The 18,676-nt window shown below is 41.1% G+C and carries 22 protein-coding genes; 13 read left to right on the forward strand and 9 right to left on the reverse strand.

Going from position 1 to position 18,676, the window contains the following annotated elements; genetic code table 11:
* Window positions 1–48: 48 nt before the first annotated feature.
* From ubiD to CWB62_RS14320, 3 genes are all read left to right on the forward strand, one after another.
* Window positions 49–1,515, forward strand: a complete 1,467-nt coding sequence (ubiD, locus tag CWB62_RS14310; protein ID WP_058403732.1) for a 4-hydroxy-3-polyprenylbenzoate decarboxylase — start codon at window positions 49–51, stop codon at window positions 1,513–1,515.
* Window positions 1,516–1,663: 148 nt separating this feature from the next.
* Window positions 1,664–2,377, forward strand: coding sequence for an NAD(P)H-flavin reductase (fre, locus tag CWB62_RS14315; protein WP_058403731.1), 714 nt, complete (start codon window positions 1,664–1,666; stop codon window positions 2,375–2,377).
* A gap of 159 nt (window positions 2,378–2,536) precedes the next feature.
* Complete coding sequence (locus tag CWB62_RS14320; protein WP_006792457.1) at window positions 2,537–2,947, forward strand: CBS domain-containing protein; 411 nt, start codon at window positions 2,537–2,539, stop codon at window positions 2,945–2,947.
* Between the two features lie 92 nt (window positions 2,948–3,039).
* On the opposite strand, the gene add is transcribed toward CWB62_RS14320, so the two are convergent.
* The 7 genes from add to cyaY form a co-directional block, all read right to left on the reverse strand.
* Entirely contained in the window at window positions 3,040–4,041 is a 1,002-nt protein-coding gene (gene add, locus CWB62_RS14325) for an adenosine deaminase (protein ID WP_058403748.1), read from the reverse strand.
* A 272-nt stretch (window positions 4,042–4,313) separates the two neighbouring features.
* Window positions 4,314–5,426, reverse strand: coding sequence for a heme biosynthesis HemY N-terminal domain-containing protein (locus CWB62_RS14330; protein ID WP_058403730.1), 1,113 nt, complete (start codon window positions 5,424–5,426; stop codon window positions 4,314–4,316).
* A complete protein-coding gene (locus tag CWB62_RS14335; protein WP_138528109.1) occupies window positions 5,423–7,255 on the reverse strand; it encodes a uroporphyrinogen-III synthase in 1,833 nt (610 codons plus the stop codon). The genes CWB62_RS14330 and CWB62_RS14335 overlap by 4 nt, the downstream gene beginning before the upstream one ends.
* Complete coding sequence (gene hemC / locus CWB62_RS14340; RefSeq protein WP_058403728.1) at window positions 7,256–8,194, reverse strand: hydroxymethylbilane synthase; 939 nt, start codon at window positions 8,192–8,194, stop codon at window positions 7,256–7,258.
* Window positions 8,195–8,229: 35 nt separating this feature from the next.
* Window positions 8,230–9,195, reverse strand: a complete 966-nt coding sequence (locus tag CWB62_RS14345) for a DUF2914 domain-containing protein (RefSeq protein WP_058403727.1) — start codon at window positions 9,193–9,195, stop codon at window positions 8,230–8,232.
* Window positions 9,196–9,217: 22 nt separating this feature from the next.
* Window positions 9,218–9,874, reverse strand: coding sequence for an alpha/beta hydrolase (locus CWB62_RS14350; RefSeq protein WP_138528111.1), 657 nt, complete (start codon window positions 9,872–9,874; stop codon window positions 9,218–9,220).
* Entirely contained in the window at window positions 9,871–10,194 is a 324-nt protein-coding gene (gene cyaY, locus CWB62_RS14355) for an iron donor protein CyaY (RefSeq protein ID WP_058403725.1), read from the reverse strand. The genes CWB62_RS14350 and cyaY overlap by 4 nt, the downstream gene beginning before the upstream one ends.
* Window positions 10,195–10,351: 157 nt before the next feature.
* Between cyaY and lptM the strand changes: the two genes are divergently transcribed.
* From lptM to CWB62_RS14390, 7 genes are all read left to right on the forward strand, one after another.
* On the forward strand, window positions 10,352–10,546 hold the full coding sequence (lptM, locus tag CWB62_RS14360; protein WP_058403724.1) for an LPS translocon maturation chaperone LptM: 195 nt from the start codon (window positions 10,352–10,354) through the stop codon (window positions 10,544–10,546).
* On the forward strand, window positions 10,547–11,800 hold the full coding sequence (gene lysA / locus CWB62_RS14365) for a diaminopimelate decarboxylase (protein WP_058403723.1): 1,254 nt from the start codon (window positions 10,547–10,549) through the stop codon (window positions 11,798–11,800).
* A 64-nt stretch (window positions 11,801–11,864) separates the two neighbouring features.
* Window positions 11,865–12,695, forward strand: coding sequence for a diaminopimelate epimerase (gene dapF / locus CWB62_RS14370; protein WP_010557932.1), 831 nt, complete (start codon window positions 11,865–11,867; stop codon window positions 12,693–12,695).
* Window positions 12,692–13,303: a DUF484 family protein gene (locus tag CWB62_RS14375; protein WP_058403722.1), complete on the forward strand. Its 612-nt coding sequence runs from the start codon at window positions 12,692–12,694 to the stop codon at window positions 13,301–13,303. Before dapF ends, CWB62_RS14375 begins: the two co-directional genes overlap by 4 nt.
* Window positions 13,300–14,244: a tyrosine recombinase XerC gene (locus CWB62_RS14380; protein WP_138528113.1), complete on the forward strand. Its 945-nt coding sequence runs from the start codon at window positions 13,300–13,302 to the stop codon at window positions 14,242–14,244. The genes CWB62_RS14375 and CWB62_RS14380 overlap by 4 nt, the downstream gene beginning before the upstream one ends.
* 9 nt (window positions 14,245–14,253) lie before the next feature.
* A complete protein-coding gene (locus CWB62_RS14385; protein ID WP_058403720.1) occupies window positions 14,254–14,964 on the forward strand; it encodes an HAD-IA family hydrolase in 711 nt (236 codons plus the stop codon).
* 47 nt (window positions 14,965–15,011) lie between these two features.
* Window positions 15,012–15,368 carry a HopJ type III effector protein gene (locus tag CWB62_RS14390; RefSeq protein ID WP_058403719.1) on the forward strand — a complete coding sequence of 119 codons (357 nt, stop codon included), beginning with the start codon at window positions 15,012–15,014 and terminating at the stop codon, window positions 15,366–15,368.
* A 37-nt stretch (window positions 15,369–15,405) separates the two neighbouring features.
* Here CWB62_RS14390 and CWB62_RS14395 read toward each other — a convergent pair whose 3' ends face one another.
* Together CWB62_RS14395 and CWB62_RS14400 are read right to left on the reverse strand one after the other, a co-directional pair.
* Window positions 15,406–15,813: a GNAT family N-acetyltransferase gene (locus tag CWB62_RS14395; RefSeq protein ID WP_058403718.1), complete on the reverse strand. Its 408-nt coding sequence runs from the start codon at window positions 15,811–15,813 to the stop codon at window positions 15,406–15,408.
* 41 nt (window positions 15,814–15,854) lie between these two features.
* Entirely contained in the window at window positions 15,855–16,160 is a 306-nt protein-coding gene (locus CWB62_RS14400) for a DUF6482 family protein (RefSeq protein WP_006792473.1), read from the reverse strand.
* A 91-nt stretch (window positions 16,161–16,251) separates the two neighbouring features.
* Between CWB62_RS14400 and CWB62_RS14405 the strand changes: the two genes are divergently transcribed.
* The 3 genes from CWB62_RS14405 to CWB62_RS14415 all read left to right on the forward strand — a co-directional run bounded on the left by CWB62_RS14405 (window position 16,252) and on the right by CWB62_RS14415 (window position 18,639).
* The gene (locus CWB62_RS14405; RefSeq protein WP_058403717.1) at window positions 16,252–16,944 is read left to right on the forward strand and encodes a pseudouridine synthase; all 693 of its coding nucleotides are present in this window, start codon (window positions 16,252–16,254) and stop codon (window positions 16,942–16,944) included.
* Between the two features lie 99 nt (window positions 16,945–17,043).
* On the forward strand, window positions 17,044–17,418 hold the full coding sequence (locus CWB62_RS14410) for a BlaI/MecI/CopY family transcriptional regulator (RefSeq protein WP_058403716.1): 375 nt from the start codon (window positions 17,044–17,046) through the stop codon (window positions 17,416–17,418).
* Between the two features lie 9 nt (window positions 17,419–17,427).
* A complete protein-coding gene (locus tag CWB62_RS14415) occupies window positions 17,428–18,639 on the forward strand; it encodes a M56 family metallopeptidase (protein ID WP_058403715.1) in 1,212 nt (403 codons plus the stop codon).
* The last annotated feature ends 37 nt before the right edge of the window (window positions 18,640–18,676 follow it).

The raw sequence follows: 18,676 nt of genomic DNA on the forward strand, positions 1-18,676 counted from the left end.
ATGAAATGGGTATAATAGTTCAACTCTTTTGCTTAATAGCGGCCCATAATGAAATATAAAGATCTGCGCGATTTTATCAATTTACTTGAAAAAAAAGGTGAGCTTAAACGCATCACCCAAGAAATTGACCCGTATCTTGAAATGACCGAAATTTCTGACCGCACACTGCGTGCAAAAGGTCCTGCCTTATTATTCGAAAACCCAAAAGGGCACAGCATGCCGGTGCTTACCAATTTATTTGGAACACCGAAGCGAGTGGCTATGGGTATGGGCCAAACAGACGTAAATGAACTTCGTGAGGTGGGTAAACTACTCGCGTTTTTAAAAGAGCCCGAGCCCCCAAAAGGCATTAAAGAAGCACTTGGATCTATTCCTGTATTTAAAAAAGTGCTGAACATGCCCGCTAAAGAAATCAAAAAAGCATCTTGTCAGCAAGTGATTTTACAAGGTGATGACGTCGACTTAACAAAACTACCTATTCAACACTGCTGGCCAGGTGATGCAGCCCCTTTGATTACATGGGGTTTAACCGTCACAAAAGGGCCATACAAGAAACGTCAAAATCTGGGTATTTATCGCCAACAATTATTAGGTAAAAATAAAATAATTATGCGCTGGTTGTCGCACCGCGGCGGCGCGCTCGACTTTCAAGAGTGGTGTAAAGAAAACCCTGGTCAGCCTTATCCAGTATCGGTGGCGTTAGGCGCCGATCCAGCGACCATTTTAGGTGCAGTAACTCCTGTACCAGATACGCTTAGCGAATATGCATTTGCAGGGCTATTGCGTGGAAGCCGAACTGAAGTGGTAAAGTCAATTTCAAACGACTTACAAGTGCCTGCCAGTGCCGAAATCGTACTTGAAGGCCATATTATGCCTGGCGAAATGGCGCCAGAAGGCCCCTATGGCGACCATACAGGTTACTACAACGAAGTTGATGACTTCCCTGTTATGACCGTAACTCACATTACACACCGTAAAGATCCTATTTATCACAGCACATTTACTGGCCGTCCGCCTGATGAACCCGCTATTTTAGGTGTTGCACTTAATGAAGTATTTGTACCAATATTACAAAAACAGTTTCCCGAAATTGTGGACTTTTATTTGCCGCCTGAAGGTTGCTCGTACCGCATGGCGGTAGTCACAATGAAAAAACAATACCCTGGTCACGCTAAGCGCGTAATGATGGGAGTATGGTCGTTTTTGCGCCAGTTTATGTATACCAAGTTCGTAATTGTGTGCGATGACGATATAAATGCTCGCGACTGGGAAGATGTTATTTGGGCCATCACAACGCGCATGGATCCAGCGCGTGATACAACGTTGATTGAAAACACTCCAATAGATTACCTAGATTTTGCCTCTCCTGTATCGGGCCTTGGATCTAAAATGGGTATGGACGCGACTAATAAATGGGTAGGCGAAACCGACCGTGAATGGGGTGAACCAATAGTAATGGATAAAGCCACCAAAGAACGTGTTGACGATATTTGGGATAGCCTTAAAATTCTTTAGCAACTAAACAAACCCAGCGATGGTCAATAATTTATTCACCATCGTTCGGGTAAGCTATAAACAGGCTATAAAATAATCCTATAGGTATGCTAGAATCGATCCATTCAATTGCGTATCTGCTATCAAAAGCGCTGCTAAAAGGTAAAAAATGCAAACATTAAAAGCTGAAGTTGTAGCTATCAGCCCACTAACAGAATTTGTTAACAAAGTAACTTTAAAGCCACAAGAGCCTGTGACCTTTGAAGCGGGCCAATACATGCAACTGGTGTTAAGTGAAAAAGACAAACGCGCTTTTTCTATTGCTAGCCGGCCATCACAATGTGATGAAATAGAGCTGCACATTGGTGCCTCTGGTGCAGACTCATACGCAATGCAATCGCTTGAACATTTACGTAATGCGCATTCAAACAAAACAATGGTTGATATAGAGGCTGGATTAGGTGTTTCCCAACTTCGTTTGCAATGTAACCGACCTATTATTTTACTTGCAGGTGGCACTGGCTTTTCGTATGTAAAATCAATGGCTGATCACCTAGCTGAAATAAACTGTGATCGCCCTGTGCTATTTTACTGGGGTGTTAAAGAAGAGTCGGCATTATATGCACATGAAGAAATGAAATTATGGGCAGAAAGCCACGAGCATTTTGAATTTATTCCTGTCGTCGAAAACCCATCAGCTAATTGGCAAGGTCACACGGGTTTTGTGCACAAAGCAGTAATGCAAGACATCGTATCACTAGAACCTTACGACATTTACATGGCAGGTCGTTTTGACATGATAGGGATTGTACGTGATGATTTTATAGCTCATGGCGCTATTCGTGAAAACATGTACGCCGATGCATTTGCATTTATAAAGTAAACTCATCGCATCATTTAATGATAAGCACCTATGGGTGCTTTTTTTTATGACTTTAAAGTTTTAATAGCTTAAACCTATCAAACACATCAATATAAACAATTTCCTAAAATCCAATCTATAAACCATACTTTGTACAGAACATCAGCGGGAGAGACCCAAATGCTAAATACAAAAGTAAAAGATTTTATGCAACGCAAGTTGCCAAACATAACACCAGACACTGAAATGACAACTGCCATAGCCGAGTTACAAAAATTTAAATTACTTGGTGCGCCTGTATTCGATAACGAAAAATGCCTAGTCGGATTTATTTCAGAACAAGAGCTATTAAAGCCTTTAATGCAAAGTAGTTATTTTTGCGAAGGGGTTGTAAAAGTGTCGCAGCTTATGCAGACCAATGTAGTCACAGTGAGTAGCGATTTAAACATTATTGAACTAGCTGAACAAATGCAGCCAGGTAAGCCAAAAAACTACCCTGTAGTAGAAGGCGTAAAAGTAGTGGGGATGATAAATCGTGCCGACGTACTCAAAGCGCTTTACGATAACTACCTTAGCTGCCAAGAGCACTAATTTAAAACCTGAGCGTTAGTAAATCTCTTAACTATCGCTCAAGTTAAATCTATAAATATGCAGCTTTAAAGCCGCATATTTATTTGCATTACTTAACGTGCACTCACTTGTGCTAGTAGTGCTTTTTTATCGCCGTCACTTAAAAATGCAATTTCTAAGGCATTAGCTTGGGCTTTTTCTATATCAGCCTGAGATAGGCCTGCTTTGGGTGCTGCAATGGTATATTCATGCTCTATTTCAATACCTTCAACAGCCGGGTCATCTGTATTAAGACAAGCAAGAATACCATGATCTAAAAACTGTTTAAGTGGATGCGTAGCTAGGTCGGTAACTGTACTGGTTTGAATATTACTGGTTAAACACGATTCAATACCAATGCGGTTATCACGCAGGTAATCCATTAATCCTGGATCTTCAATTGCTTTTACACCATGGCCAATTCTACTTGCACCTAATTCATTAATTGCTTGCCAAATACTTGGAGCGCCAAGTGCTTCGCCAGCATGAATTGTTGACGCTAAATACGCATCACGCACTTGCTTAAAGTGCTCAATAAATAATTCACCCGGAAAGCCAATTTCATCGCCCGCTAAATCAACCGCCACTAAGTCATTTTTAAACGCAAGTAATGCATCAAGCTCATACTGGCACGTTTTAACACCATAAGTACGCGACAAAATACCAATTAAGTTTGCTTTAATATTGGTATTCTTTGTTGCTGATTTAATACCATCAACCACAGCTTCTACAACACCTTGTGGGTGTAAACCTTGGCTTTGCGACATGTAGTAAGGGCTAAAACGAAGTTCAACGTAGTCAAGGCCTTGCGCTTGCGCATCTTCAATATTTTCAATAGCAATACGGCGGCATGCATCGTAATCGCCAAGTACCGTTACGCCCCAGTCTAGCTTTTGTAAAAAAGCCACTAGGTTTGGCTCTGGATCTATAACTTGAACATGAGGAATTAATTGTTCAACGTTATCTGCGGGTAAATCAATATTAAACTGACGACCAAGTTCTAGTATGGTTTGCGCGCGAACATTACCATCTAAATGACGGTGAATATCTAGCAAAGGTAGTTTTCTATTGATCATAGTAGCACCCAGTTTAATTAAATTTTTGCGCATAATACGCAGATAGAGGTATTTTTCAAGTCTATACGCTTTGTAATATTATTAAGCGGTCATATGTCTGCTTTTTGTGCAAAATATTCACGCACTTAACAATAATCTGTATAAAAATAGTATCGCCTTACTTTTTTATTGTTTCGCTAAATTTAAAAAATACCTATAAAAAAGCACAGGTAAAGCATTTATAAAACGCCTATAACCTGTGCCTAAAATATATAACTAATCAGCTAGTAAACTTATTTGTTATATAAAACGAGTGCCTTTTCAGCCTGTGCCGTGTTTTTATAACTCAAGGCTGCTTGGTCTGCAAATTGGTGTTTATTATCACCATTAAGCGCTTTATCAAATACACGTGCCGCTAAGTCATAATCACTTTGTGCATTAGCAAGACATGCCAGCGACAACAGCAGCGCTGTATTGGTGTCGTCTTTTTTAAGGCGATCTTGGATACTGGCTTGTAACTTGTGCGCTTCACCATGGTTTGCATTATTTAAAATAGCAGCAAGCTCATCATGTTGGCTGGCTTGCTTAACCATTTTAGTTAAATCGCCCTCAATAACGGCAAGCTGACCTGTTGCAGCCATTTGAGTTAAATATGCAGTCTGTGCATGAGTGTGTAGTTTTCGTGGTAATTGTTTGTATTTATTTGTTAATTCATCAGCTGATTGGGCCGTAAAATAGGCAGAAAATACACGCGTCCACTGCTCACTAGAAAACACTTTTTTACGCAGTAGCTTGGGTAAAAACTCTTCAAGTGCACTAAAGTGCTGCTGTTGTACTAATACCTCAGTGTACAGTTTAAGTTCAAGGGCGGTGGCTTTTTTAGCTTCTGCATTCACACGCAACTGCGATTCAATCGCACTGCTATCGCCACTTGCCAACCATAGCTTTGCTACTTTTAATTGCTGCTCTGGGCTTATTTCAAATAATCGCTCAAGCGCTTTATCTGCCTCGTTGTTAGCAAGTGCTGCTTTAGCTAAAAGCGCTAAACGAATATCGTCAAATTTTTCTGGCACACTGTTACCAGAAAGTGCGCGCTCTACCTGTTCGTAATCGTCGTTTATAGCACTGAAAAGGGCTTGTTCAATTGCGGCGAATTTACGCTCTTCACTGCGGGCAAAAAAACCATGCTTGGTATTTCTATAAATTGATAATAAATAACGTATTAGTTTGTAACTAAAATATAAAACTGCCGCAGACAATGCAGCCATAATACAAAACGAAACAATGGTGCCTTCAATGGTCGTATTATTGAACGAAATTAGCACATAACCTTTTTCGTCAAGTACAAAAGGGGTAACCGCAATTACAACAACAACAGCTACAATTAAAATAATTAGCCCTATCATTGCGCCCACTCCTTAACCATTTGTGTGCTTTGCAGTGTGACCTCTTGGCTGAAATTAAGTGGTTCTTTTTCTAATTTAGATAGCGTATTTAGTGTTGATTTAGTCGCTGCATCATCTTGCTTAAAGTATTCACCAATTAAGCGCTTTGCTTCGCTTAATGCATTAAAATATATACTGGCTTGTTTACTTAGTAGCGCATCTTGCGCCTGCGCTATATTAAGCTTAATTCGCTGGTTAATTAAATTGCGCTCTTGATCAGTTAGTAATGGTTCAACAGCTATACCTTCATGGCGCCTAATTTTAATAAAACTATCAACAATTTTATTCCAACTGTTACTGATATTTTGCTGCCAATCGTTAATATCTTCGCTGAGTGCATTTTCATCAACTTCCCGTGGTTCCTCTGGTAAATTGACCGCGTTAAACACCAGTTCATCAATTCGGTTAAGAACACTATTTAGCTGCAAATAAATAGCCTCGGTAGCAACCGGTTTTAAACTATCAAGCGTTTGTATGTCTTGCATAATAGATTGGCGAAGTTCAATTGTACCAGGGTGCTCACTTAACAGTCCGTCTAAACGCTTTAGTACAGCGCTTGCGCCTTGGTAGTCTTTTTCTGCCCACAGTTTAAATTCAGCCATACGCTGCAAACTAGTTACTTCTTGTGGGTTTAAAGATGAGCCTTGTTGCTGCGCTTTTTGTAGTGCGTTTTTTAATGCTTGCTCATTTTCAAGAGTGCTTTGCGCTAACGCCTCAGATACTTTTTCTTCGCTATTAAATAGCGCTTGTTGCAAGCTCACTTGAGAAGACTTAAGAACCGCTAGCTCTTGCTGAAGTAGCTTATTTTGCTCGCTAAGTTCGTTAACAAATGTATTTTGCGCTTTACCTGCATTTAGCTTTTGATAAAACTCGTAACCAACTCCAGAGGCCACAACCAACGATATTAACAATGCAAGAGAAGCCACTTTACTAACTTTTTGTTTGTCATTTGCTGGTTTGTTTTTTACGCTTGCTGGCTCATTTTTAACTGATGCTGAACTCGAAGCTGTTGATGTTGTGTTTTCTGTTGTTATTGACTTAGGTTGTTCACTCATGCTGCTACCTTGCTGATTAATACAGGTAAACATAGCGTTATCGCTAGCCCCTGCTGCAATATGTATATTTGCCAAACTTACGTGTTGTTGCTGTAAATATGCGGCTATACGCTCGCTGGCAACATAAAAGTGGCACTGTTGTAACCATTGTAATTGTTGTGCAGCAAGGGGGGTAAATATGGCATCAACTGCTGCATTACTTGTTATGACTATACCGTGTACATTGTTGCTTTGCCAGTGGTCAGTCCAGTTACTAGTTAAATCGGATACTGGCTCACGTTCATAAACAACACAATTATTTAAAAACGCACCGCGCTCTTTTAGGACCTTGGCTATATCGGGTCGACCACCTTGCCCTTTGACCAATACAATATTGCTGCCATCAACCTGAGCCAACGACTTAAGAGCCAATACCCCTTCAGAATCGAACTGTTTAGGAGTTGCTGCACGCACACCAAATAATTCATATATTGTATCGGCAGTTTGCTGCCCTACAGCATAAAACTGCGCTTTAATGTTTATATCGGGCTTTAATTGTGCCAGTGCTTTAACAGCATCCTGAGAGATAAAAATAATTTTATCTGCATTAATAAGTGGGCTTAGTTGAGTACTAGAAGGCGTTAAATAGTTAATATTTAAAACAGGAAACAACGACGTCTGATAACCCGCTTGCTCAAGTTGTTCTGCAAGGGCTACGCCTTTTCCTTCGGGCCGAGTTATCAGAATATGTGTCATTTATGCGTCTCTGTATACGTCAGCTAAAATTTTATCTGCGCCTTGAGCAAGTAATTTTTCAGCCAGCTCTATTCCGAGTTTTTCGGCATCGTTAATATTACCCGCAACTTCGTCACGTAAAATTTCGCTGCCATCAATTGCGCCTACAAGCCCTCGTAAATGAACCTGCTCGCCATCAACTAACGCATAAGCGCCAATTGGTACTTGGCAACCGCCTTCTAAACGACGGTTCATGGCACGCTCTGCGTTAACACGAATACGCGTGTGTGCGTGTTCAAGCGGTGCTAATAACGCTTTAGTTACGTCATCTTCAATTCGACACTCAATACCTACAGCACCTTGGCCATTTGCAGGCAACGATACTTCTGGTTCAATGTAATCCGCAATACGCTCGCCCATCTCTAAACGAATAAGCCCTGCCGCTGCTAAAATAATGGCATCGTATTGCCCATCATCTAATTTAGCTAGGCGTGTATTCACGTTTCCGCGTAAATCACGGATTTCTAAGTCAGGTCTTAGCGCTCTAATTTGGCACTGACGACGTAAGCTAGATGTACCTACAATGGCCCCCTTCGGTAACTCATTTAAGTTGGCAAAGTTATTTGATACAAATGCATCACGAGGATCTTCACGCTCGCAAATGGTATGAAGCGCTAGTCCTTCCGGAAATTCAACAGGCACGTCTTTCATTGAGTGCACGGCAATATCAGCTCGGCCATCTAACATGGCTTGCTCAAGCTCTTTTACAAATAACCCTTTGCCGCCTATTTTGGCCAATGGCGTATCTAAAATAATATCCCCTTGTGTCGACATAGGGACTAACTCAACACGTACATCATCATGAAAATGCTCTAGCTGAGCTTTTACAAACTCAGCTTGCCATAACGCTAGGGCGCTTTTGCGAGTTGCTATACGTACTAATTTTGTTTTTTCTGTCATAGGGGTATCCAATTAATTACTGCGGTTAGCATTATTTAGTTAGCTAACACTCTAAATTCTTTTTGGGCAATTAAATTACCTTGCTCGTCAACAACGTCTACACGCCAATGGCCTGTTTGCGTGTTCATAATATTTTTTGTTGAATAAGTTCTGTAACGCGGCGAAGTAACATTAAGTGTAATTTCGGCCATTGTCTCACTTTCAAAATACCAAATATGTTTAACTTGCTGACCTTGAAGCCCTTTTAGTTCACTAAAAAACGATAATGTTCCTTCAAATTGACTCATACGCACATCTGCCGCAAACACATTTACAGGCTCTCGCTTTTCAACACTGCGAGTCAGAACCGCACGGCTTATTTTACCAGTATCAATTTGGGCCCCTAATGCAACACTTGCAATATGCGCATTGTCAGGAAATCTATCTGTACCAAATAAGGTAACATCATCGCTTTGCGGAGCGTCTAGTAAGGTGTCTATATCCGCAGATTGCTCGGGTAAAGGGTTAACTTCGCTTTGTGCATCGCTGTTTTGTGTTGATGAAATTATTTCGCTGTTAGATGTGTTAGCCAACTCAGCAGCTTGCAGAGCTACTATTACATTATCTAACTCAGGCTGAACGGTCACTGGCTCTGGGTTACTTTTGTTTGAGATATCGATGTTAACAACATCTTCAGCAGAGACCATTTGCTTTGCAGTTAACCCGTCAGTATTGGCAGCACTTATTTGCGACTGGCTATTGGGTTCATCGTGTATTGGGCTTTCAATGACCTCATTACTTTGTGTGCTATTAGAAATTAAAAGCTCTGTTTGTTCATTGGGGTGAGCGCCTTGATCTGCATTTACTGAGCTGGTTAAACCATATATCACGGCCGCAGATGTCATTACTATCAACATAGCCAAACTCACAATACGACGCCAATGCCATTCATAACTTACCGTAGGTAGGCTGTTTTGTGGCTCGCGTTTTACATTTGCTTTAATAACTATTTTTTGACTCATATTGACCTCAGCGGCTCCAAAATTAGCTTAAACGGGCAATTAACCAGTGGCGAATAGCGTGTAACTCTTCTGCACATACTTGATGTGCCATTGGGTATTCTTGCCAGCTTACATCCATGTTATGTGCTGTTAATACATCAAATGCACTTTTACCCGCACTCATTGGTACCACGTTATCTTGGCTACCATGTGCCATAAATACATTTAAATCGGTATGCTTTACTTCATCTGTGAATTTATGCGGCGCGCACATATAAGTAGACAATGCCATAACACCCGCTAGCTTTTGCTCAAAACGTGGTGCTAAGTGAAGCGACACAACACCACCTTGTGAAAAGCCTGCCAAAATAATTTTGTTAGCTGGTATTCCGTTTGCTATTTCTGTATTTATAAGGGCTTCTACCTTTTCGGCAGACTCTCTAACACCTTCTTCATCGGCACGTTTATCAAGCTCAATTGACTTAATATCGTACCAAGAGCGCATTTCCATACCGCCATTTATGGTGACCGGTTGCACAGGTGCATGAGGAAAAACAAAACGCACACCTAACTCATCTGGTAAGTTTAATTGCGGCGCTACAGGGGCAAACCCATCACCCGAATCACCCAACCCATGTAACCAAATAACGGTAGCTTTATGAGCGCTCTGTGCAGGGTATTGAACAAATTCTAAACTCATAGTGACGATTGCCATTTAATTTCTTGGCCAGCTTGGCGAGTTGACGCTTCGTTAATGAACTCCCAAAACTCTGCACCAGAGCGGTTATCAATCCATTGACCGTCACGCATTTCAAAATGATGACCATTAAATTTAGTTGCTACCCACACTTGATGAAGAGGCGCTTGCTTATTGATCACAATTTTACTTTTATCAGGAAAAATAATTTCTAAAATACCTTGCGCTGATTCGTAATCTAAATCGGCTTCACAATCATCAACTTGCTCTTCAATTGTGAACATAAGAGCTTCGGCTAATTGGTGATATTCGTGTTCAGTCATTGTTGATTCCTTTGCAGGCGAGCCGCCTAATATTGGGTACGTAATTGCGTTAAAAACATGCAGCTAGTGTAACAGGAATAAAATCATCCGCGAATAGCTGCATTTTTTAGATATTCTGTTACTCTGCGATTATAAAGCCAGCAACAATATTAATCTAATGAAAGCGACACATACCTTACAATTAAAAAAACTATTAATTAGCACGGCCCTATTTGGCGCATTAGCTGGCTGCGGACAAAGCGGCCCGTTATATTTGCCTGAACAACAGGCCCAGCAAAACCAACCAGAAAACACGATGACGCCTAACACGCAGGCCAAGCAACCCACTACCCCAGTAAAGCAGGAGCAATAAATGGATTTTTTTAACTATAAAAACAACCAATTGTTTGCTGAAGATGTGAGTATTGCCGCAATTGCTCAGCAATATGGTACGCCTTGCTATGTGTATTCTCGCGCAACATTTGAGCGCCACTACCTTGCGTTTGCTAATGCGACTAAAAGCCATAAAAGCTTGGTATGCTATGCCGTTAAAGCAAACTCTAATATTGCCGTATTAAATATTTTAGCGCGCTTAGGTTCGGGTTTTGACATTGTTTCAAAAGGTGAGCTAGCGCGTGTAATTAAAGCCGGAGGAGACGCCGGTAAGGTGGTCTTTTCAGGCGTTGCTAAAACCGCTGACGAAATAGCGTACGCATTAAAATTAGGGATTAAATGCTTTAACGTTGAATCAGCCTCTGAATTAGAGCGTATTTCAGAGGTTGCGTGCGAGCTTAACTTAGTGGCGCCAATTTCTATTCGCGTAAATCCCGATATAGATGCTAAAACGCACCCTTATATCTCCACAGGTCTGAAAGAAAACAAATTTGGCATTGATATTCAAACCGCTGTAAGTGTTTATCAACAAGCTGATGCTTTACCAGGCTTAAACGTAATAGGCGTAGATTGCCATATCGGTTCGCAGTTAACCGAAGTAAAACCATTTTTAGAAGCGCTAGACAAACTCCTTGCGTTAATAGATGAGCTAAAAAATGTCGGGATAGAATTAAGCCATTTAGATATAGGTGGTGGGTTAGGTGTCCCTTACGACAACGAACAACCACCTCATCCTAGTGAATACGCTGAGCAAGTAACCGCTCGCCTAGAAAACTACCGCCATTTAGAACTTATTTTTGAACCAGGTCGTGCGATTGCAGCAAACGCAGGGGTATTAATTACGCAGGTTGAGTTTATTAAACAAAACCAAAGTAAGTTTTTTGCCATTGTTGATGCTGGCATGAACGACATGCTTCGCCCTTCTCTTTATCAAGCGTGGCAAAAAATTATTCCTGTGTCGGTTCGTGATGACGATACGCCAACTCACAACTTTGATATTGTTGGGCCCGTATGCGAAACCGGTGACTTTTTAGGAAAAGACCGAGAACTAGCGCTTAAACAAGGCGATTTACTCGCGCAGCGCAGTGCTGGGGCATATGGCTTTACAATGAGTTCAAACTATAACTCTCGCCCACGCGTAGCTGAAATAATGGTAGACGGTCAGCAGCACCATCTTATCCGCGAACGTGAAACCATTGAGAGTCTTTATCAAGGTGAGAAAATTTTACCATAAACGTTTTTGCCAACTAGCTGCTCTGTGGCATGATTACCACAGAGCAAACACGAATTAGAGCGCTATGTTAGTTAATTTTTCCAAAATGCACGGCTTAGGCAACGACTTTGTTGTTATTGATAATATTACACAAAATGTATTTTTATCACGAGATCAAATTAAAAAGCTGGCTGATCGCCACTTTGGCATTGGCTTTGACCAATTACTCATGGTTGAAGCGCCATACTCCCCCGATCTCGATTTTCATTATCGTATTTTCAATGCCGATGGTACCGAAGTAGAACAATGCGGGAATGGCGCACGTTGCTTTGCACGTTTTGTTCGTATGAAAGGCCTGACTAACAAACACAAAATTAGCGTATCAACCAAATCGGGTAATTTAACGCTATACATAGAAAAAGACGGCCAAGTCACGGTTAACATGGGGCACCCTAATTTCGAGCCAAGCAAAATACCGCTTAAAGCCAGCAAACGTGAACTCACCTACATTATAAGGGCAGAAGAACACACCGTATTTAGTGGCGCAGTCTCTATGGGGAACCCACACTGTGTACTTGAAGTTGACGATATTACGACAGCGCAGGTCGATGTATTAGGTCCACTGCTTGAAAACCACGAACGTTTTCCACAGCGCGCTAACATTGGGTTTATGCAAGTTATATCGCAAGAGCATATAAAGCTAAGAGTATGGGAGCGCGGCGTAAATGAAACACTCGCATGCGGCACTGGCGCGTGTGCAGCTATGGTCATTGGGCATATGCAAAGTAAGCTTTCAAGCGCAGTACAAGTCGACCTCCCTGGTGGCACTCTTCAAATACGCTGGAGTGGAGAAGGTCATCCGGTACGAATGACAGGCCCCGCTGAGCACGTGTTCGACGGACAAGTTGCATTATGAGTAAGCTGAGCGAGGAGCAAGTTACTAGCTACTTACTCGCAAACCCTGACTTTTTAGTTAAACACCCAGATGTGTTTGCTCAGCTAGAGCTTCAACAGCAAGCGCAAGGGGCAACGTCACTCGTGCATATTCAACAGCGCCAATTGCGTGAGCACAATACACGTTTAAAAAAGCAAATCGACACCATGAGTAAACACGCTGTTCAAAATGAGCGAGTGTACTGTTTACTTAGCCAATGCCATCGCCAACTTTGGCGCCATGATGACTTTGATGCAATCGCTAAAAACTTACACGCTATTGTGTGCTCAAATGACGACATAAGTGACTTCAAATTATTAAAATACACTCCTGACTTTGACGAGCTCATAGAACATCGCCTCAGCGGTTCTGGGTATTATTTAGGGCGTATTACAACGCAAGAGCGTGCATTACTTTTTAGAGATGACACGCAATCTGCGGCTATTTATTTAATTGGCGATGCAAAGCAGCCTAGTGCCATACTGGCATTTGGCAGCAACAACGTTAACCATTTTGAACCCGCACAAGACAACCTATTTATGTTGGATTTTATTAGCGCCCTGCAACTAAGGTTACAAAAACTCGCATGAGTGATGATGCGCCTAATATAAGCGAATTAAGTGACAACTGGCGCACACCCATTACGCTATTTAGCGACTACCTAAAATTTGAAAAACAATATTCAGCGCACACCGTCAATCAATATGTCAGCCAACTTGGCTTTGCAGCGCTTTATTTCAATAAATTATGCGATGACTGGTTTGGCGTACAAGCAGAGCATATTCGCCGCTACAGTATGGCTTTACGCGCCAAACAATTAAGTGGCCGAACCATTAGCTTAAAATTAAGCTGTATACGGAGTTTATATAAGTTTTTAAAAGCCAAAAATATTGCACAGCAATCGCATTATCATAACCCTGCGACCGGCATTAAAGGGCCTAAATTTGCCAAGCCTTTACCTAAAAACCTTGATGTTGATCAAATGGCGCGTTTGCTCGAAATACCCGACGACGACCCTTTAGCAGTCAGAGATAAAGCCATGATGGAACTTATGTACTCATCAGGTTTACGTATTAGCGAGTTAGTTGGCGCTAACATGCAAGATATTAATGCCAAAAGTGGTGAAATATTAGTGCGTGGTAAAGGTAACAAAGAACGCCTTATTCCTGTGGGAACGAAGGCATTAGAAGCATTAAAAAAATGGTTAACCGTGCGGCCTCAATTTGCAAAACAAGACGAGCCCGCCGTATTTTTAAGTAGCCAAAAAAATCGTATCTCAATTCGCCAAGTGCGTTTGCGTATGCAAGAGTGGGGAATAAAGCAAGGGATTAGCTCACAGGTGCATCCGCATAAGTTACGCCATTCATTTGCATCACATATTTTAGAATCGTCGGGTGATTTACGCGCTGTACAAGAACTGCTTGGCCACAGCAGCTTGTCGGCCACACAAGTGTATACCCATTTAGATTTTCAGCATTTAGCCAAGGTGTACGACAACACACACCCGCGCGCTAAAAAACAAACTGATTAGGAAATTACAATGATCCGATTTAATCGTGCAATACGCCCTTTTTCTGTCATGAGCTTTGATTTAGACGACACCTTATACAACAACCACCCGATTATAAAAGCAGCTGTTAACGCCCAACAAAATTACTTAAATGCATTACCACGCTACCAAGAACAAGGCCCACAATACTGGCAACAATGCCGAAAACTTGCCGCTCAACAACAACCCGAGCTTAAAGATAATGTAACGCAGTGGCGCAAGCATACATTGCGTTTAGCTCTATCTAAGTTGGGATTTACTGAACAAGAAGTAGAACTGCACGCTAGTAGTGCCTATAACGCTTTTGCCGATGCACGCAGTAACATTGTAGTCAGCGACGACGTATTAGCGCTACTTGATAACTTAGCGCAACATTTTACCTTAATCGCCATAACCAATGGCAATGTTGAAATAGAACGCTTTAATTTACACAATAAGTTTGAGCTAGTCCTACAAGCGGGCATGCATGGTAAAGCTAAACCTCATAGCACCTTATTTGACAAAGCAGCTGCGCACTTAAAAGTCGCCAAAAGCGACATACTCCATATTGGTGACAGCCTAGATACCGACGTACAAGGCGCCAATAACGCAGGTTGTCAATCAGTGTGGTTAAACGATCAAGGCGCTAAGTATACGTACAAGGGGCTGGCCGATGTTGAAATTGAGAATATTCACGCATTAACGCATTTTATTCGTTCATAAAATGCGTTAAGTAAATTAGCCTTACCCATTAAATTTAGGGAACAATGATGACTTTAAACGAATACCTTAAATCACTTGCTGAAAACCCAAAAAACATTCAATTTACCGATACAATGGCGGTGATCGAAGCCAATTACGGTTTTACTGCTTGCGCCTTTAATAACCACGGGTTACTGAGCTCAGCAAGTGAAAATAACGGTTCATGTAAAATTTTTGCTTTTGCCAAACTCAATGGGCTTAGCAAGCAAAACACATTAGATTGCTTTGGTAAGTTTTATCGCGAAGAAGTACTACAAAACCCTAACGGTGACGATCATATGAACATTCGCACGTTTATGTTATCGCCAGAGGCGACCCCATTTTTGGGCGTTACATTTGAAGGCGAGCCGTTAACAGCCAAATAACTAGGGGCTAAATAAAAAATTTGAATACAGGAATCAATTAAAGTAATTTTTCCATAAAGTAGCGGGTGCCGCAAAGTGGGTAATTATCAAGTTGATACTTCACACTGTATCCGCGTTTTTCATAAAAAGGTTTGGCTTGAAAATCAAGTGTATCAAGCTGAGCTTTTTTGGCGCCAAGCAATATTGCAGCTTGCTCTAGTTCAGCGAGTAACTGTCCAGCAAGGCCTTTATTGCGCACTCTTTCACTGCACCAAAGCCAGTTTATAATTAGCCAATTACCAAATACGCAACCACTAATACCAGCCACCAATTCGTTACTATCGTCAACAAATTTATAGCCGAGTGGCACTCTTTGCGCATCGAAATGCTGGGCATTAAATTCAACCATTTCACTACGTAACGTTGAGTTTAACGCATCACTATTGTCTGCTTGTAATTGGTACATATTGCGCTTCTTAAAAAGCAGATACTAACAAACTCATACCGTCAAAACAGGTTATTTTTACCAAAGGGAACTTCAAGTAGATTACTTGAGGTTTTTTCTGGTTGACCACACATTTCGTCATAAGCACTTGTATGGCGGAGCATCATTTGTGCGTACGCTATTTTTTCAAATCGCTTTTGCACATGTAGCGGGCTTACTGCTCTTACAAACTCGCCATCTTCTTCTGTTACGTAATATTCAACGTTATTAATAATCACAGACACCTGGTAAAGCGCCATTTCTAGTGAGTGAACAACTACTTTTTGTAGTGGCTCATGATTTTTTAGTTCAGAAAATTTCATACCCATTTTGTTCACCTAAATTAAATATTGCTATATCGATACGCAGCTTTGCTATAATCGCGATCAGTTTTTTATTGCCAACCAACGAGTATATTTTATGAGCACCAAAATCCGACTGGCTAAATACATTGCTCATGCCGGTGTGTGCTCACGTAAACAGGCATCGCGTTTAATTGATGAAGGGGTGGTAACAGTAAATAATCGCCCTGCTAATCATATTGATCACGTTAATGAGCAAGACGAAGTCATAGTTAATGACCAAGTAGTTAAAGGCGCGGCCGACTTGGTTTATTTTGCGTACCACAAGCCTGTAGGTATTGACTGTAAATTAAATAAAAATGACCCTACAAGCCTTATTCACCATTTGCCTACACTTACCCGTGTTTACCCTATTGGCCGATTAGATAAAGACTCTCGGGGCCTGCTTATTTTGACCAACGATGGCGATTTTTGTAACCAGCTAATCCATCCTAACTTCCACCAGCCTAAGCATTATATAGTCACAGTAAATAAACCTATAAATAACGCGTTTTGTGAAGAAATGGCCGCAGGCGTCCCTGTTGATAAACAAGTAACCTTACCGTGTGAAGTAACTAAAATAGCTGACAACCAATTTAGTATTATTTTAAAACAAGGGCTTAACAGGCAAATACGTAAAATGGCGCATTACTGCGGCTTTAAAGTAACTGATTTATTTAGAGTGCAATTTAGCGATCTACCCCTTTCAAAACTAAACCTTTCTGAAAACCACTACATACAAATTAATAAAACTGATATTTCAAAAATCTAACCTTCGTTTAAGTAGCACACAAAAAAATTAAAAAATAACCTTGCAAAAACAGATTACAGGCGTAGTCTTAAATTAAAGATTACATTTGTAGGCAATAAAATGATTGAGTTATCAAAAGCAGAATTTGAAGTACTTGACGCACTTTGGATTAATTACCCTGCCACCGCCAGCCAAATTATTGAGCGCTTAAGCGATGACAAACAATGGCACGAAAAAACCATTAAAACCTTACTCGGTCGATTAGTTAAAAAAGGTGCACTGTCGTTTGAAAAAGACGGTCGCCAATATATTTATACCCCCTGCATGGAGCGCGTCGACTACACTTTAAAAGAAAGCCAAAACTTTATTGAGCGCTTTTTTAGTGGCCGCATAGCGCCGCTGGTAAGCGGGTTTGCTAAATCGGAGCAGCTTTCTCAGCAAGATATAAATGAGCTTAAAAAAGTCATTGATGACTGGGAAAAAAACCAAAAGTAAGGACTGGCTATGGATATTCAAACACTATTTAACTGGTTGCTAGAGCAGCAATTATTGCTCAGCATAATGCTTGGTGGCTTTATTGTATGTGAGCGTTTTAGTTTAAGGCTGCTTGGCCCATGCTTTGTGTATAAATTAGTATGGCTGATTCCAGCTTCATTACTGGCTACAAACTTACCGAGCTCCATTAAACCACTGCAAAATAGTGCTATTAGCCATTATTTGATCACGCCTAACCAGTCGCTTATTAATAATTTAAGCCTAAATTGGGCTGTGCTTTATGTATTAGTTACTCTACTACTTTTGACCATTGCGTTTATTGTTCACACTCGCTTTATTAAAAATCTACAGATCAATTATTTAATTGATAGCGAACACGCTATCACTTCACACATTAAAACCTATACCAGTAACCACATTGCGTCGCCAATGGTAGTGGGAATTTTTCAAAGCAAGCTCATACTGCCCAGCAATTATAAAAGCCAGTTTGATAAAGCCACTTTGGCGCTTATTTTAGAGCATGAATCTGTGCACATAAAACGCAAAGATAACCTAATAAATGCCCTGCTGTTACTGGCTACTATTTTATTATGGTTTAACCCGCTCGCGTGGATGGCATACGCAAGCTGTAGGCGCTTACAAGAGCTCACGTGTGATGAACGGGTACTTGCCAATAAAACCACACACCAACACATTTTATACAGCAGAGCCTTAGTTAACTGCGCGGCAACAACGCCCACAGGCCTAATGGCCTATTCACACTACGGAGATAAAAAAACCATGTTACAACGACTTACCAATATAAAGCACAGTGGCAATCGCTCTCGCTTTGCCAAAGGTGGCTTACTGCTTGTTGCAGCAAGCATGTTAAGTACGCTCGCTATTGCAAAGCAACCGCAAGTAGAAGGTGCTAAAAGCGATCACATTTCACCAATAATTCGAATTGAGCCACGCTACCCTGCCCAAGCAGCTAAGCAAGGCATTAGCGGCTCGGTAGTATTAAAATACGATATTGCCGCCAATGGCAGAACAAAAAACATTAGCGTAATTCAATCTAGGCCGTCAGACGTTTTTGATAAATCAGCTAAAGAAGCCTTGGCAAAGTGGGAATATAAAATGTCTGAGGCAGGCTTTGATGATGTACTCGTACAGCTAGATTTTGCTATAAACAGCGAGGTTGCACATACCGATTTAATCGAGCGAATTAAAGTATCGCATTAATGCTATCGAATTATGCCATTAAGTAATGCAAGAGCAC

This window comes from Pseudoalteromonas sp. S408 (genome assembly GCF_005886645.1).
In the GTDB taxonomy this organism is placed as follows: Bacteria; Pseudomonadota; Gammaproteobacteria; order Enterobacterales; family Alteromonadaceae; genus Pseudoalteromonas.